We start from the raw sequence: 15440 nt of genomic DNA, 5'->3' as shown, positions 1-15440 counted from the left end.
CTTAACTTACAATAGAAGTAAACAAACTTAATAAAATATTTTCTAATTTTAACATTTTATTATATATTTTTTGTTTTATTTAACGATGATTTTACTGTTTCAGGCTTTAATTTGTTATATGAACCTACATAAACCCATTTTTTACTTACTGTTTATAATTAGCCTCAATATTTACGGGCAGACTACAAAATGGCAGCATCTGGTCCGTAAAAACACGGATGGAAATTATTTTTTAGTAAAGACCTCCGGCGGCAGAAATATTCCCGAAGGCCACAAAGTGATCAGGGTGCTGGACCGTGAATATGTGATAACACATGCCCCGAAACACACAACCGGAAACATACATAAACGCGGAAAAAATAAACTCTGGTCCGCCAATGATCTCTGGAAAGTTTCTCCCAATACCGGCCTGTCCCGTAACAGGAAAATGATTTTTATCATAAAAACCTCTGATGATGAATGCCTGAAACACACCGAAAAACATAAAACAGTTCGCTTTCTTCCGGACAGCAGGACATATTTGGTAAGGGCTACCGCAAAGGAGGTCAAAAAACATATCCTTCCCCTCGACTGTGTTACTTATGTCGGTATGGAATCTCTCGTTCCTGTAACGGAAAGCAGTATTCCCGATCTCAATCTCACGGTAAACAATATCGCACAGTTGCACCGGGAGGCCCCCGGCCAGATGGGACAAGACATGGTGGTTTCCATAAAGGACGATATGTATGACCCGGAAGATATAGACCTGACAGGCAAACACCTTCCCTCGGGAAATGAAAGCAGTGAGGTGAGTGCACACGCTACGGCTATGGCCACACTGGCCGCGGGCCTCGGAAACAGTTCGGCAAACGGGAAGGGAGCAGCTCCCGAAGCCCGTATATCTTCCTCGGACTTCAATGTCCTCTATCCCGATAACGGCCTGGAGGGCATGGGAGTATCTGTACAAAATCATTCCTATGGCACGGAAATAGAAAATTTTTACGGTATACTTGCCCGGGAATACGATGCCTTCCTCTATGAAAACCCTACACAGGTACACCTGTTTTCCTCCGGGAACCTCGGGAACGAACCCCCTAAGAACGGGCTCTATTCGGGCATACCGGGCTACGCGAATCTTACAGGCAATTTTAAAATGGCCAAAAACATACTCACTGTCGGGGCACTGGATGCACAACTGTCTATCCCGGATTTTTCTTCCAAAGGCCCTGCCCACGACGGGAGGATAAAACCCGACCTCTCCGCCTTCAGTTCCATAGGAACCTCAAATGCCAACGCCCTGGTCTCGGGTGTTGCCCTTCTGCTGCAACAATACTATCGCGGGGAACACCAGGGTTCCCTGCCCCCGGCCTCCCTCATAAAAGCACTTCTCATAAACGGGGCCGACGACCTGGGTAGCCCCGGGCCGGACTATCGTTCCGGATACGGCAATGTCAATGCCCTGCAAAGCCATAACATTCTCCGCAACGGGCAGTTTATCACCGACAAGGTGGGAAATGCCGGGATCAGGGAATACACCCTTGAAATACCGGAAAACGCCATCAACATAAAAGCCACCCTGAACTGGACGGACCTCCCGGCCGAACCGAATTCCAACATAGCCCTGGTCAACGACCTGGATATGACCATCAGCCACAACGGGACGGTATATGAACCCTGGGTCCTGGATCATACCCCGGACGAACAGGCCCTGAACAAGCCTGCCACAAAAGGAACAGATCATCTCAATAACACTGAACAGGTTTTTATCCCTGAAGTGACTGGAAATCAATTGATCATCCGGGTAGATGGTTATCATATTACCGGAGAAGAACAGCCTTTTTCCATCGCCTACTCCTGGGAAAAGGAAGGTGAATTTCATTGGATAAACCCGGTAGAAAATGGCAATTTTCCCCATGATGGTGCCTCTGCTGATTTTATCCGCTGGAAAACCACATTCCACAACACTCCCGGAACGCTAGATATCAGTTACGACAAAGGCAGTACATGGGAGTCCATAGCTACGGGCATCACCCCGCAACAAGGCTATCTTTCCTGGGACCCTGTGGAAAACGAAGGCAGTACCGCCCTGCTGAGAATGACCATCGAAAACCAATCCTTTACCTCCCCGCCATTTGTCATTTCCTATACCCCAGATCCCGGGATAAGCCTAAAATGTAACGGAACTACGGAAGTCTCCTGGCGAAAAAATATCGCTGCAACAGCCTATGACATTTTTTCACTGCAAAACAACACAATGACCTTTACCGAACGTATTACAGATACCACCTATATAACAGACAGTTCCTCTTCCTATTTTGCCGTTGCCCCTGTATACCAGAACGGAACGAAGGGAATACGAAGCCAGGCCCTGAACGTTTCGGAAAGCGAAGAACACTGTTACTGGGAATCCCTGTACACTACAAATGAAGAAGGTCATATCCGGCTCTATTTTTCCCTGGGGAGTACCTATCTCGCGGAGAGAATAGAAGTTTTCAAAGTTCTTCCGGAAGGAGAAGAACGCATACAGAACATCGAACCGGTGAATCAAAAGAAATTTGAAATCATAGACAATACTCCCCTGGAGGGTGCCAATGTATACCGGGCCAAGCTGATCCTGGAAGACGGCAGCGAACTGTATTCCGAAACGGTAAATACCATTTACCTTTCTGCCACTCCTTTTCTCCTGTTCCCCAATCCCGTTACTTCGGGCGGCCTTAATATTTACAGTAAAAAATTCCGGGAAAGCGACACCGTTTATATCTACCTGTATTCCGCTGACGGAAAATTTATGATGAAGGAACAACTGATCTCCGACCGTGACTTTATATCCCTGGAAAGGCTTACTAATGGTGCCTATTACTACAAAATAGAGGTCAACGGCAAAAAAATGAGATCCGGAGGACTGATATTACACCATTTCTGACAGATAAAAGACTGATTTTATTTACCTGGAAATCATATAATTTTAATATAAGTAAAAAATAAATACGAAGATATTCGCAAAAAGACGAAATAAATCGTATATTTATACATATAAACGTGCAGCATATAATCATTATGCGCATTGGAACCATGTTTATGGTAATTGGGGTAGAGAGATTCGCTCAAAATTGATTTTTTGAGCGGTCTCTTTTTTTATTCAGGAGCTTCACCGGCTCAATAACGATGCGCTTTGAAAGTTGCAGGTTTGATGAAAGGACCTTTATACAGAATTGTTTCGTCGTTCTGCCTACATATGAAAAAACCGGAGAAAAGTTGTGGCTAAAATATCCGTATACTTACATCTCCTGAAAAAAAGAACACTTTCAGGTATATGGCCCATCCAACATGTAACTAAAAAAAGCTGCCCGAAAATAATTCAGGCAGCTTTAGTATAACTCGGAAAAAGGTTTATCCCTTATTTCACTTCTTCAAAATCTACATCCTGTACATCATCACCTTCCTGCTTCTTCTTGTCATCAGCTGAAGCATTGGCTTCTGCACCTTCCGGAGCACCGTTTTGTTGTGCTTCGGCCTGTGCTTTGTACATTTCTTCACTGGCGGTTTTCCAGGCTTCGTTGATCTTGGCCAGGGCAGGCTCGATCACGGCAACATCCTTGCTTTCATAAGCCTTTTTCAATTCTTCCAGTGCATCTTCTATCGGTTTTTTCTTGTCATCAGACAATTTATCACCGAATTCCTTCAGTTGCTTTTCAGTCTGGAAGATCATGGCATCGGCCTCATTGAGCTTATCCACTTTCTCTTTGGCTTTCTTATCGGCTTCTGCATTGGCTTCGGCCTCTTTCTTCATTTTTTCTATTTCCTCCTCGGTAAGCCCGGAAGAAGCCTCAATACGGATATCCTGTGATTTTCCGGTAGCCTTGTCCGTAGCCGACACCTTGATGATACCGTTGGCATCGATGTCGAAAGTAACCTCAATTTGCGGCGTACCTCTCGGTGCAGGCGGAATACCGTCCAGGTGGAAACGTCCAATGGTCTTGTTGTCATTGGCCATGGGCCTTTCTCCCTGCAATACGTGGATTTCCACAGAAGGCTGGTTATCTGCTGCCGTAGAGAATACCTGTGATTTCTTGGAAGGGATAGTGGTGTTGGACTCGATGAGCTTGGTCATCACTCCTCCCATGGTTTCGATACCCAGTGACAAGGGGGTTACATCCAGCAGCAATACGTCTTTTACGTCTCCGGTAAGTACACCTCCCTGAATGGCGGCACCTACGGCCACTACTTCATCGGGGTTAACGCCTTTAGAGGGCTTTTTACCAAAGAACTTCTCTACTTCTTCCTGTATCTTGGGGATACGGGTAGAACCACCTACCAGGATCACCTCGTCGATGTCTGATTTAGACAATCCGGCATCTTTCAGCGCTTTTTCACATGGAAGCATGGAACGCTTTACCAGTTCGTCTGCCAGTTGTTCAAATTTGGCCCTTGTCAGGGTTTTTACCAGGTGTTTCGGTCCTGAAGCCGTAGCTGTGACATACGGCAGGTTTATTTCGGTCTGTGAAGAAGAAGACAATTCGATCTTGGCTTTTTCCGCAGCTTCTTTCAAACGTTGCAGTGCCATCGGATCTTTGCGAAGGTCTACATCTTCTTCCTGTTTAAACTCGTCTGCGAGCCAGTTGATAATAACTTCGTCAAAGTCGTCACCTCCCAGGTGTGTATCCCCGTTGGTAGACAATACTTCAAAAACGCCGTCACCGAGTTCCAGTACGGAAATATCGAAAGTACCTCCCCCGAGGTCATATACGGCAACCTTCTGGTCTTTACCGGATTTGTCCAGGCCATAAGCCAGGGCCGCAGCAGTAGGTTCGTTGATAATACGCTGTACTTTCAGTCCGGAGATCTCCCCGGCTTCTTTGGTAGCCTGACGCTGGGAGTCGTTAAAATAGGCCGGAACGGTGATCACTGCCTCTGTGATTTCCTGCCCGAGGTAATCTTCGGCCGTTTTCTTCATTTTTTGAAGGATCATGGCAGACAATTCCTGGGGAGTGTATAAACGTCCTTCTATATCCACACGGGGTGTATCGTTATCTCCTTTTACCACTTTATAGGGTACTCTGCCCGCTTCCTTTTGGGATTCGGAAAATTTGTTCCCCATAAAACGCTTAATGGAATAAATGGTTTTATGCGGGTTGGTCACTGCCTGGCGTTTTGCCGGGTCTCCCACCTTGATCTCCCCTCCTTCTACAAACGCAATCACAGAAGGCGTTGTCCTTTTTCCTTCAGCATTAGGTATCACTACGGGCTCATTACCTTCCATTACGGAAACGCAGGAGTTCGTAGTACCTAAATCGATTCCAATAATCTTACTCATAATAGTGTGTTTCTTATTTTTATTTTTTTGGTGTTTTTACTTGCTTGCTATCGATAAGTCAATCACTGTGCCAAAAAATCATAATCAGATTTTTACTGCCATATTGAAAACATTCCTGTCATTTTGACGGAAAGCCCATATAAAAATACTGTCGTGGTCATTGCCCCGGAGGGGTGGCGGAGGGATTCAATAACATAGATTGACACCCCCCTGTGTCCCCCCTCAATGGGGGAATGAAATTCTCTTAAAAAAGATAAGGCTCCCCCTTTGAGGGGGGACACAGGGGGGGGGTTAACCTAACAAGACACTCAAAACCAGGCTAAACCAAAATGTTAGCCCCAAAGCCAAATTCCCAAACAAAAATCCTTCTCCCTTCCACCGTGATTTCTCAACTATTCATTTATATTTGCCTCTGTATTTTTGTTGGTATTGTAACGCATACCGGGAGTATCATTATATTTTATAACACTTGTCTGTCCCGCGGTCTTTGTGGCGGGATGACCAGATATAGCATAGTTATGGAGTGCATTAGTGTTTTTGATATGCTAAAGATCGGCATAGGCCCATCCAGCTCGCATACGTTAGGCCCCTGGAGAGCTGCGGAACGATGGATTGACGAACTCAGGGAAGAAGGCTGTTTTCATCATATTGTATCTATAAAGGTAAACCTTTACGGCTCCCTGTCACTGACGGGAAAAGGGCATGCTACCGATCTGGCCGTGGTCCTCGGGCTTTCCGGAAAGGACCCGGAATACGTCCCGGTAGAAGAGATCCCGGAGATCATCAACTGTGTGAAGGAAAGGAAGGAGATCTGCTTTGGAAATACCTATACCATAAAGTTCGACATGGCCACAGATATTGCCTTTCGGAAGGAATTTCTGCCATTTCATGCCAACGGTATGGAATTTACGGCGGTTTCCGATAAAGGTGATACCTTCTCTGAAACCTATTATTCCATAGGTGGAGGTTTTGTGGTCAAGGAAGAAAGAGTTTCTGCCAAAAAAAATATAAAGGCATTCAACCGCTTTCCCTATCCCGTTGAAAATGCGGCTCAACTCCAGGAATATTGCCTCCGTGAAAACAAAAATGTCTGTGAAATTGTCCTTGAGAACGAACGGTCGCTGAGAACCGACGCGGAGATCGATCGTGAACTGCAAAGGGTGTGGGATACTATGCTGGAGTGCATGTACATCGGCTGTCATTCCGAAGGCACGCTCCCGGGAGGATTGCAGGTAAGGCGCCGCGCATACGATTCATACCAGAAACTCAAGGGGGAGCTTCCTTATAACACCCCTCAGGAATGGCTCGGGACCATACGGAAAACAGAGGTGAAATTCCGGCAGATACTCAAATGGGTAAGCTGCTTTGCCCTTAGTGTCAATGAAGTAAACGCCTCCCTGGGCCGGGTGGTCACCGCCCCCACCAACGGAAGTGCCGGGGTGATCCCCGCTGTGTTGATGTACTATATGGTCATTGAAAACCACGATGCCGGTTTTGAGCATATAAAGCGTTTTCTGCTTGTGGCCGGAGAAATTGGCAGTATCTTTAAAAAAGGGGCTACCATATCGGCAGCCATGGGAGGGTGCCAGGCCGAAATAGGTGTTTCTTCCGCGATGGCCGCTGCCGGTTTAACAGAACTGTCAGGAGGTAGCACCGAACAAATACTGATGGCTGCAGAAATAGCCATGGAACACCACCTCGGGCTTACCTGCGACCCTATCGGCGGATTGGTACAGGTGCCTTGTATAGAACGGAATGCCATGGGTGCCATAAAGGCGATCAACGCGGCAGAACTGGCTATGGACAGCGATCCCAGAAATGCCAAGGTCCCCCTGGACAAAGTGGTCAACACCATGTGGGAAACGGCCAAGGACATGAACTCCAAGTACAAGGAAACTTCTGAAGGAGGACTGGCAGTGGGCGTATTTTTATCGGATTGCTAGAGATCCGTACCGGGCTTTACAAGGTATAACCCGTTTTACCAGCTTCCCCCGGCGCCGCCTCCCCCGCTGCTTCCTCCGCCGAAACTGCCCCCGCCCCCGGAGCTACCGCCGGAACTTCCACCCGAAGATGATGAGCTTCTTTGTTTACGCGGGATCACCACGACGCCAAGATTTTCAACATGTTCACAAAACACGCATTTACTTATACGCTCGCCCTTCCCCTGTCTTTTATAGGTAGCTGCCCTGATCGTTTTGATCACGGGTTTTTTCAGTGTCTTATATCCGCAGGAAGGACAATCGGAATAATCCCGGGCCTTACTGCCATCCCAGGCCACTAACCGGATCTCTCCGGTCTCCTTATGTTTCCATATCTCGTAACTTCGCGACAGGGCCCACTCTTCTTTCCACTGCCCCGTACTGAGTAATTCAGTCTTCATCTTCAGTTTGTCCCTGTCCATTCTTTCCCAGGCCCCGCTATTGTCCGGGGGAACAAACCGCTGACTCATTCTTTTTTGCCTCCTCCTGAATCTCCATACGGTTAGTAGTGCCAGGGGAGATACCAACAGGGGAAGCAACATGCTGCGGTGGTATTCCCCCAGGGCTTCGAGCCTGTTTTTTTCATCGCGGAACGACTTGAAAACAAGTTCATTTCCCCTATCGTATTTCGCAAAAACAAGAAGGCTTCCCAAGGCAGCCATGTACCAGGGTACTAACGACATGCGGAAAATTTTTTCCGGTTGTCCGGTAACGACTATTACAACGATCAACGCTATAAATGCGAAAAACAAAGTACATCCGCAGCCTATGAGATTATAAGTGCCTAATAACTTGTTTCCTTTTAACCTTCTCTTATCTTTTATTGCTTTCTTAAGAATGTGATCCATCCACTTCAACAAAGCAAAAACCAGAAGAATGATCAGGAGTGAGTCCAGGAACACCCATTTATTGCGGTCCCAAAAAGACGGTTGTTTTAATCCTGCCTTGATCTCATCGGCTTTTTCCGGCGATAGTATGATCTCACTGATCGTTTCCATGGCCTTCAATATGCCTTTGTCGTATTGCTTCTGCCTGAAATGAGGTATCAAATAGAACTCCCCTATACGTTTTAACAAGGCATCGGGCAATGTAGCTTCCATACCATAGCCAGTGATAAACCTGTATACCCTCTTGTCTCGGGCCACCAGCAACAACAGTCCGTTATCGTTCTCTGCTTTCCCTACTCCCCATTCGTTAAAGAGGTCGAAAGCAAATTGAAAATCATCACTCCCCTCAAAATCCCGGATCACTACCACGGCCACCTCTGCGGTAGTCTGGCGTTCTATGTCAACAGCAAGCGCATTGATGGAATTCTCGGCAGAAGAACTCAGTATTCCGTCCGGATTGCTCACAAAATGGTCCTGCCCCTTCAGCTTTGGGCTGGGAACATCTTTTATGGTATACTGGCCATATCCCGGGAGAATGACCAAAAACAAAAACACAGAATACAATAACAATTTTTTCATATACGAGCGGGAAAGATTACGGATAAAAAGATCTCAATACCATACTCTTCTTTTTTGCCGATGGTATCGCAACACAAAGAAATAAAATTTAGCCCAAAAAGCATATGGAATGCCCTTGCCTGATCGTAAAATCACGGATTACCGGGATATGTTCTTTTTCCTGGTATCGGTTATACCGATGATCTTCCACTCCCCTTTCTCATCCCGGAACAGTACAAAGGAGTTTACCCCGGTATGGTGCAGCTTATGGTCGTAATAAAACTCATAAGGTGTCCATGCATGGGCCATCAGTCCGTCGTGGCGAATGTCAAAGGACAGTAGTTTTTCCCTGAAATCTACTGTTTCCGGTAAAGTTGTCACTGTTTTTACAAACCCATCAAAAGTTTGTGTGCTTACGATTACCTGCCCTTCACCGTTTACTGAAATGCTCTTCAGGATACACCCGGGGCCAGCAGTGCGTTTTAACCGCGCCGGGTGCTGCGCGTGAAAAGCGTCAAAGAATTCTTCTATGGCCTTCCTGATAGCCTTTTTTTCCGGTATTGGCTGCGCATTAAGGCATCCCAGGCACAGCAACAACCCTAAAAATAAAACCGCTCTCATAGATCGTGAATTTAAGCATACAATTTAGTACTTTTACAACAATTTCCCCTTCGGCTCCGCTCAGGGACCGGATTGGGAAATCTGAAACTCTGAACTTTGAACCTGTCACCCTGAACGTGGTACACTGAGTGTGCCGAAGTGTAGTCGAAGGGTTGAATTTTGAACCAAAATAAACAACAAATCATGTCCGTTGCAAAAAAAGAATACAAGAGGGTTACGGTAAAATCTCTGATAGAGATGAAAGAACACGCCGAAAAAATAAGTATGCTCACGGCTTACGACTATTCCATGGCCAAGATCGTGGACGGTGCGGGAATCGATGTTATACTGGTCGGCGATTCGGCCAGTAATGTCATGGCCGGGCACGAAACTACCCTGCCCATAACCCTGGACCAGATGATATACCACGCTTCGTCAGTGATACGGGCCGTAAAGCGGGCTCTGGTAGTAGTGGACCTCCCCTTCGGAAGTTACCAGTCCGACCCCAAAGAGGCTCTTCGTTCTGCCATTCGCATCATGAAAGAGAGCGGGGCCCACGCTATAAAACTGGAAGGCGGCAAGGAGATCAAAGAGTCCATAAAAAGGATATTGAATGCCGGGATCCCGGTTATGGGCCATCTGGGCCTTACCCCGCAATCCATCTACAAATTCGGATCTTACACCGTAAGGGCCAAGGAAGAAGAAGAAGCGCAAAAACTGAAGGAAGATGCTATTTTCCTGGAAAAAACAGGTTGTTTTGCTATTGTCCTGGAAAAGATCCCCGCCAAACTGGCCCGTGAGGTTGCGGAAAGCGTTTCCATCCCCGTTATCGGTATCGGTGCCGGAAACGGAGTGGACGGGCAGGTGCTGGTACTCCACGATCTGTTGGGAATGACCTATGAATTCAGTCCCCGTTTTCTCCGCCGCTATATGAACCTCTATGACGATATGACCAAGGCCCTGTCCCGGTATGTAGACGATGTAAAGGCACTGGACTTCCCCAATGAGGAAGAACAATATTGATTGATTTTGGATTGACGATTTACGATTTTGTGTTAAGAAATTCAACCGATATCAAAGTGTCCCAAAATCGTAAATCGTAATTCGTTAATCGTTACTCATAAATGAAATTGCTTTCCGATAAAAACAATCTGCAGGTACTTTACGAAGACAATCATCTCATTGTGGTAAACAAACGCCCGGGAGACATTGTTCAGGGAGATAAGACGGGAGATAAGCCGCTCAGTGATGTTGTCAAGGAATACATTAAGGAAAAATACGACAAACCCGGAAATGTCTACCTCGGTGTAGTTCACCGGCTCGACAGGCCTACAAGTGGTATCGTGGTATTTGCCCGGACCTCCAAGGCATTGCCCAGGCTCAACAAAATGTTTGCGGAGAAAATGGCCCGGAAAACCTATTGGGCCATCGTAAAGAACGCTCCTCCGGCGAATGAAAAACGCCTGGAACACTGGTTGGTGCGCAACCCCAGGCAAAACAGGTCTTATGCCCATACCAGGCAGGTCCCCGCTGCAAAAAAAGCGGCCCTCACCTATAAAATTGTAAAAAAATTACAGCGCTACTACCTTCTGGAAATAGACCTGCACACGGGCAGGCACCATCAGATACGGGCACAACTATCTGGCATAGGATGCCCGATAAAGGGCGATCTTAAATATGGATTTGACCGGAGTAATAAAGACGCGAGTATTCACCTGCACGCCCGAAAGCTCTCTTTTATTCACCCTGTTAAAAAGGAAGAAATAACTGTCACGGCACCACCGCCAGCGACAGATGCCTTGTGGAAAAACTGTATGCTTTAGGGAGGGAAAAGGATATTAGTATTCTGTTACCGTCGAGCGCAGCGGGATTTTAGCTTATTCCCTTAACTGCGCCCGGGGTGTGACAGAAGTGTTGTTTGGAGTGATGAAAATTGTTATTCTGCTTCGCTTTTTACTACGAGGCGGAAACCTTCGCCGTGAATGTTGAGTATTTCAACATCTTCGTCTTTTTTAAGATATTTTCTCAGCTTGGCAATATACACATCCATACTCCTGGAGGTAAAGTAATTGTCGTCCCTCCATATTTTGGTAAGCGCCAGTTCCCTGGGCATCAGGTCGTTTTCGTGCAGTGCCAGCAGGCGCAGCAATTCGTTTTCCTTAGGCGACAGCTTTATGGGCTCTTCGTCTCCATATGTGAGAAAACGCAGTTTTGAGTTCAGGTGGAATTTTCCGATCTGGAACTCGAACTGGCTGCTCTCCGCCGCTCCGGCATTGGCTTTTCGCTGAAGGATAGCCTTGATCTTGAACAACAGTACTTCCGAATCGAAAGGCTTGTTCAGGTAATCATCCGCACCTGCTTTATAGCCTTTCAGAACATCTTCCTTCATTGTCTTGGCGGTGAGGAATATGATCGGTATATGCTCGTTCTTTTCTCTGATCTCCTTAGCCAGAGTAAAGCCGTCTTTATACGGCATCATTACATCCAGGATACAGAGGTCGAAATTATCCTTCCGGAATTTTTCGAAACCTTCCATCCCGTTTTTTGCTAAAACCACATCAAAATTGTTTAGCGCTAAATAATCTTTAAGAACAATCCCGAAATTGGGATCGTCTTCAACCAATAAGATTTTTTTATTTACTGCTTCCATAATCTTTATATTAAAGGTAACTTTATAAAAAAGGTACTTCCTTTATCTTTTTCACTTTCTACATAAACCACACCCTGATGGTCCTCAACGATACTTTTTACATAAGCCAACCCGAGTCCGTGCCCTTTAACGTTGTGGATATTACCTGTGTGTTCGCGGTAGAATTTTTCAAAAATCCTTTTCAGGACCGCCTTGCTCATTCCCATGCCCTGGTCCTGGATTTTTATGAGTATGTTATTTTTTATCGTTTCGGTAAACACATCTATTTTTGGTGAATCCGGGGAATATTTAATGGCATTGTCCAGAATATTGACCAGCACATTAGTAATGTGAAATTCGTTAGCCAGAACCTCACTTTGTTCTGCATCAAAATGTGTATGTATATGCCCACCGCGATTTTCTATCATAAGGGAAACATGAGCTATGGCCTCTTCCATAAGATCGTGGATATCTACGGCGTTCTTGGTGATCTCCAGTTGATTTTTTTCCAGTTTGGATATCCGCAACACGTTTTCTACCTGTGCGTGCATTCTCTTGTTCTCGTCCCTTATCATCTGCAGATACTGCCTTACTCTTTCCCGGTCATCCAGTATCTTGGGGTTTTGAATGGCATCCAGAGCCAGATTAATGGTGGCGATGGGGGTCTTGAATTCATGCGTCATATTGTTGATGAAATCCGTTTTTATTTCGGAGATCTGCTTTTGACGGATCAATTGATGAATGGCCCCGGAATATGCTATTACAATGATCAAGGTAAAAATGATGGACAGTAAAGCCATACCCATAATACTGGATATCAGGAATTTCTTTTTCTGGGGAAATGTTACCAACAGGTCAAAGTCGGTCTTTCCTTCCTCATCCACAAACAGCGGCACTTTGTATCTGGTGCTTTCACTGAGGGCAAAATCCCTGGAGCGCACTTTGGTGGCCAGGCCGTTACCATATACACCGTATTCAAAATTCAGGTCGATCCCGGCTTCGGAAAGTTCGCGCTGCATGAGCAACTGTATTTCCTGATCCGATACTCTTTCCCTTATGGGCTTTCGTTTTGCATAATGCCGAAAATAGGTTTCGAAATGGGCCTTGTCTATCGCAGTCATGCCCCCTATCTTTTCAATCCTTTCAGAGGGTGTATAAGTTACCTTACCATCAATATCTATCCCTTCCTTTACAATAAACGTCCTTCGTTTACTGTTAAAGTTTTTAATAGGAATAGAATCCGATTCACTATCAAAGAACGTAGAAGATATGCCGTAATCCTCTTCTAAAACACCGTGAGAATAAATAAATGTCTCATTATTTTCCTCATCCTTATCAATAAATAATATCTGTCTGAGTTCTGCCTCCTTGAATTCTCCTATACTGTCTATTAATTGCAGGTATTTATTGGAATAATCCTCTATTTCTCTTTTTTCAATCTTGTCAGCTACTGACTTCAGTACCTGCATGACACTGTTGGAAAACTGCTCTTCTTTGTCATCTACCGCTGTCTTTATCCAGTATCCCTGCACAAAAATGATACCAATCAGAGATAAACTCATCAGAGCGACCAGAAGGACAAATAACTTCTTACTCATTGAAGCAAAATTAAGGGTTTAATATCCAGTTTGTCTTGGCTTTAACCAAACCTTAACAAAATTATCCGTTATTTAACGGGAAGTATGGGCTTTTTTCAGGGCAGGCACATCTTAAAATCGAGGGATGGTTCAATGTTTAATATTCAAGGTTTAAAGTTCAAGGTTCAAAGTTCTTATCTAGTTGCCGGGCTGTTTGTTATGTTATACACATCCCGCCCCTCGCAGCATACCATACACATTATTGCTCCCGGGCCTTTATCAACCTTAAATGTAATTCCTGCACCTGCTTTTCCGTGTTTTCCAGATCGGTATTGGTGATCACGTAGTCCGACAGTTCTATTTTCCGGGCTTCGTCCCATTGGTTCTTTATCCGGGCTTCAACAGCCTCACGCGCGGCCCCGTCGCGGAGTATCACTCTTTCTATTCGCGTTTCCAGGGGGGCCGTAACGGTGATCACTGCATCGCAATCCTTATAGGCGCCACTCTCAAAAAGAATAGCGGCCTCCTTGATGACGTAAGGGGCTTTTTGATTCGTGTACCAGCCCTTAAAATGCCTTCCTACCTCAGGGTGAATAATGCTGTTAAGCCTGGTCAAAAGCGTTTTGTCCCGGAACACTATCCCTGCAATATAAGCATTGTCGGGCCCGGATTGGGTATAGGCCTTTTCCCCGAATAGTTGTACGATCTGCTCCCTGATCTTCGGAGAGGTGTGCATTAGTTTCTTTGCCTCGGTATCTGCAATATACACCGGGACCCCCAGTTCGGAGAACATCGCTGCCACCGTGGATTTTCCGCTGCCAATCCCTCCTGTTAATCCGACTATCATAGCCTTATTGAATATTCTTAATTGATTCTGTTTGACATAAGTTACACATTCCCGAAGGTCTCGATATGGGTTATCCGGACGATCCTGTTTTTGTGTTCTTTATCAGGACCTCCACCTGTTTACGGGACAGTTTTATCCGCCGTACGGTTTCCGGCATTTTAGTCACCCGGATCGGTACGTATTCCATCGAATCCGCTATGGCCTTGTAATCACATGCCACCGTAAAATCGGATGGTTTCAGCTTGCCCAGGTCTTTCAGTGCTCCCTGGCAAACGATATCCACTTCCGAAGGAAAAGTCCGGACGGTCTTGTCTTCGGGTACATTGACCACGGAGACCGGTACTGTCAGTTTTTCTTCCGAAAATCTTTCCACACTTGCCGAGACAGTTACCTTCTTGTCTTTAAATTTCAGATGGCGATATTTTTTAGGAATGTTCACCGCTGCATTTATATGTATATCATCACTCACATCTCTGAGCATGAGCTTCACCGTATATAACGTATCCAGCTCGTTGACCTCCACATCCGGACCAAATACACTGATCTTTCCGGGAGACACCGTAAGGCTGTCATAAATATGATAATCCCTCGCAAAGGAAACCTCTACTTCCGGAATAACTTTTACTTCCCTGGTTATATTTTTCCCCAGTTGAAAAAAGAGTGTATCCCGGTCCAGCTGTCGCAGTTCCACTTCTCCGGGCATGGCTGTCCTTAACTGCTTTCTTATATCTGTCGCAAGAAGGTAGAATTTGTTACCTGTTTTCCTCAGTTCCGATAGATCTATGTCCACCGTACTTTCGAAATACTTCAGATTGAACAGCTTAAATCCCTTGGCATTGACATCCATACGGATCTCCCGGACGGGATTTACCAATAGCTGTCCTTCAGGTACCCCCGTATAATTGGGTTGTACGGACACTGTTGTGGTATAACGGTCGGGCAGCTTTATCAGAAACCACAACACACAGGAAAAGAGAAAGAAGAACATAAACAGTGATGCCCTTTCTCCTTTAAGACGGGCCCATATTTTTTGTTTGTATTTTTTTATGCGGGAAAGTATTGAAGCCATA

Annotated in this window: 11 protein-coding genes; 4 read left to right on the top strand and 7 right to left on the bottom strand. The window is 45.7% G+C overall.

Annotation, left to right across the window (positions count from 1 at the left end; all coding sequences use genetic code 11):
- The first annotated feature begins 118 nt into the window (after nt 1-118).
- Nucleotides 119-2902, top strand: a complete 2784-nt coding sequence (locus KN811_RS03085) for a S8 family serine peptidase (RefSeq protein WP_187966652.1) — start codon at nt 119-121, stop codon at nt 2900-2902.
- Nucleotides 2903-3376: 474 nt separating this feature from the next.
- Here the strand turns inward: KN811_RS03085 and dnaK are convergent, their stop codons facing one another.
- On the bottom strand, nt 3377-5293 hold the full coding sequence (gene dnaK, locus KN811_RS03080; RefSeq protein WP_187966651.1) for a molecular chaperone DnaK: 1917 nt from the start codon (nt 5291-5293) through the stop codon (nt 3377-3379).
- A 518-nt stretch (nt 5294-5811) separates the two neighbouring features.
- Here dnaK and KN811_RS03075 point away from each other — a divergent pair.
- Complete coding sequence (locus tag KN811_RS03075) at nt 5812-7236, top strand: L-serine ammonia-lyase (RefSeq protein ID WP_187966650.1); 1425 nt, start codon at nt 5812-5814, stop codon at nt 7234-7236.
- A gap of 35 nt (nt 7237-7271) precedes the next feature.
- On the opposite strand, the gene KN811_RS03070 is transcribed toward KN811_RS03075, so the two are convergent.
- Nucleotides 7272-8738, bottom strand: coding sequence for a TPM domain-containing protein (locus tag KN811_RS03070; protein WP_187967706.1), 1467 nt, complete (start codon nt 8736-8738; stop codon nt 7272-7274).
- 138 nt (nt 8739-8876) lie between these two features.
- Entirely contained in the window at nt 8877-9338 is a 462-nt protein-coding gene (locus tag KN811_RS03065) for a nuclear transport factor 2 family protein (RefSeq protein ID WP_187967705.1), read from the bottom strand.
- Nucleotides 9339-9521: 183 nt separating this feature from the next.
- Between KN811_RS03065 and panB the strand changes: the two genes are divergently transcribed.
- On the top strand, nt 9522-10340 hold the full coding sequence (gene panB / locus KN811_RS03060) for a 3-methyl-2-oxobutanoate hydroxymethyltransferase (RefSeq protein WP_187967704.1): 819 nt from the start codon (nt 9522-9524) through the stop codon (nt 10338-10340).
- 101 nt (nt 10341-10441) lie between these two features.
- On the top strand, nt 10442-11140 hold the full coding sequence (locus KN811_RS03055) for an RluA family pseudouridine synthase (protein ID WP_187967703.1): 699 nt from the start codon (nt 10442-10444) through the stop codon (nt 11138-11140).
- A 113-nt stretch (nt 11141-11253) separates the two neighbouring features.
- On the opposite strand, the gene KN811_RS03050 is transcribed toward KN811_RS03055, so the two are convergent.
- The 4 genes from KN811_RS03050 to KN811_RS03035 all read right to left on the bottom strand — a co-directional run bounded on the left by KN811_RS03050 (nt 11254) and on the right by KN811_RS03035 (nt 15439).
- Entirely contained in the window at nt 11254-11967 is a 714-nt protein-coding gene (locus KN811_RS03050; RefSeq protein ID WP_187967702.1) for a response regulator transcription factor, read from the bottom strand.
- A gap of 5 nt (nt 11968-11972) precedes the next feature.
- Nucleotides 11973-13544 carry a sensor histidine kinase gene (locus tag KN811_RS03045; RefSeq protein ID WP_187967701.1) on the bottom strand — a complete coding sequence of 524 codons (1572 nt, stop codon included), beginning with the start codon at nt 13542-13544 and terminating at the stop codon, nt 11973-11975.
- 238 nt (nt 13545-13782) lie between these two features.
- Nucleotides 13783-14370: a dephospho-CoA kinase gene (gene coaE, locus KN811_RS03040; protein ID WP_187967753.1), complete on the bottom strand. Its 588-nt coding sequence runs from the start codon at nt 14368-14370 to the stop codon at nt 13783-13785.
- 70 nt (nt 14371-14440) lie between these two features.
- Nucleotides 14441-15439, bottom strand: coding sequence for a YbbR-like domain-containing protein (locus KN811_RS03035; RefSeq protein WP_187967754.1), 999 nt, complete (start codon nt 15437-15439; stop codon nt 14441-14443).
- Between the last annotated feature and the right edge of the window lies 1 nt (nt 15440).

The organism is Sinomicrobium weinanense (assembly GCF_018863395.1).
Lineage (GTDB): Bacteria > Bacteroidota > Bacteroidia > Flavobacteriales > Flavobacteriaceae > Sinomicrobium > Sinomicrobium weinanense.
This window is presented reverse-complemented; position numbering and strand designations above follow the sequence as displayed.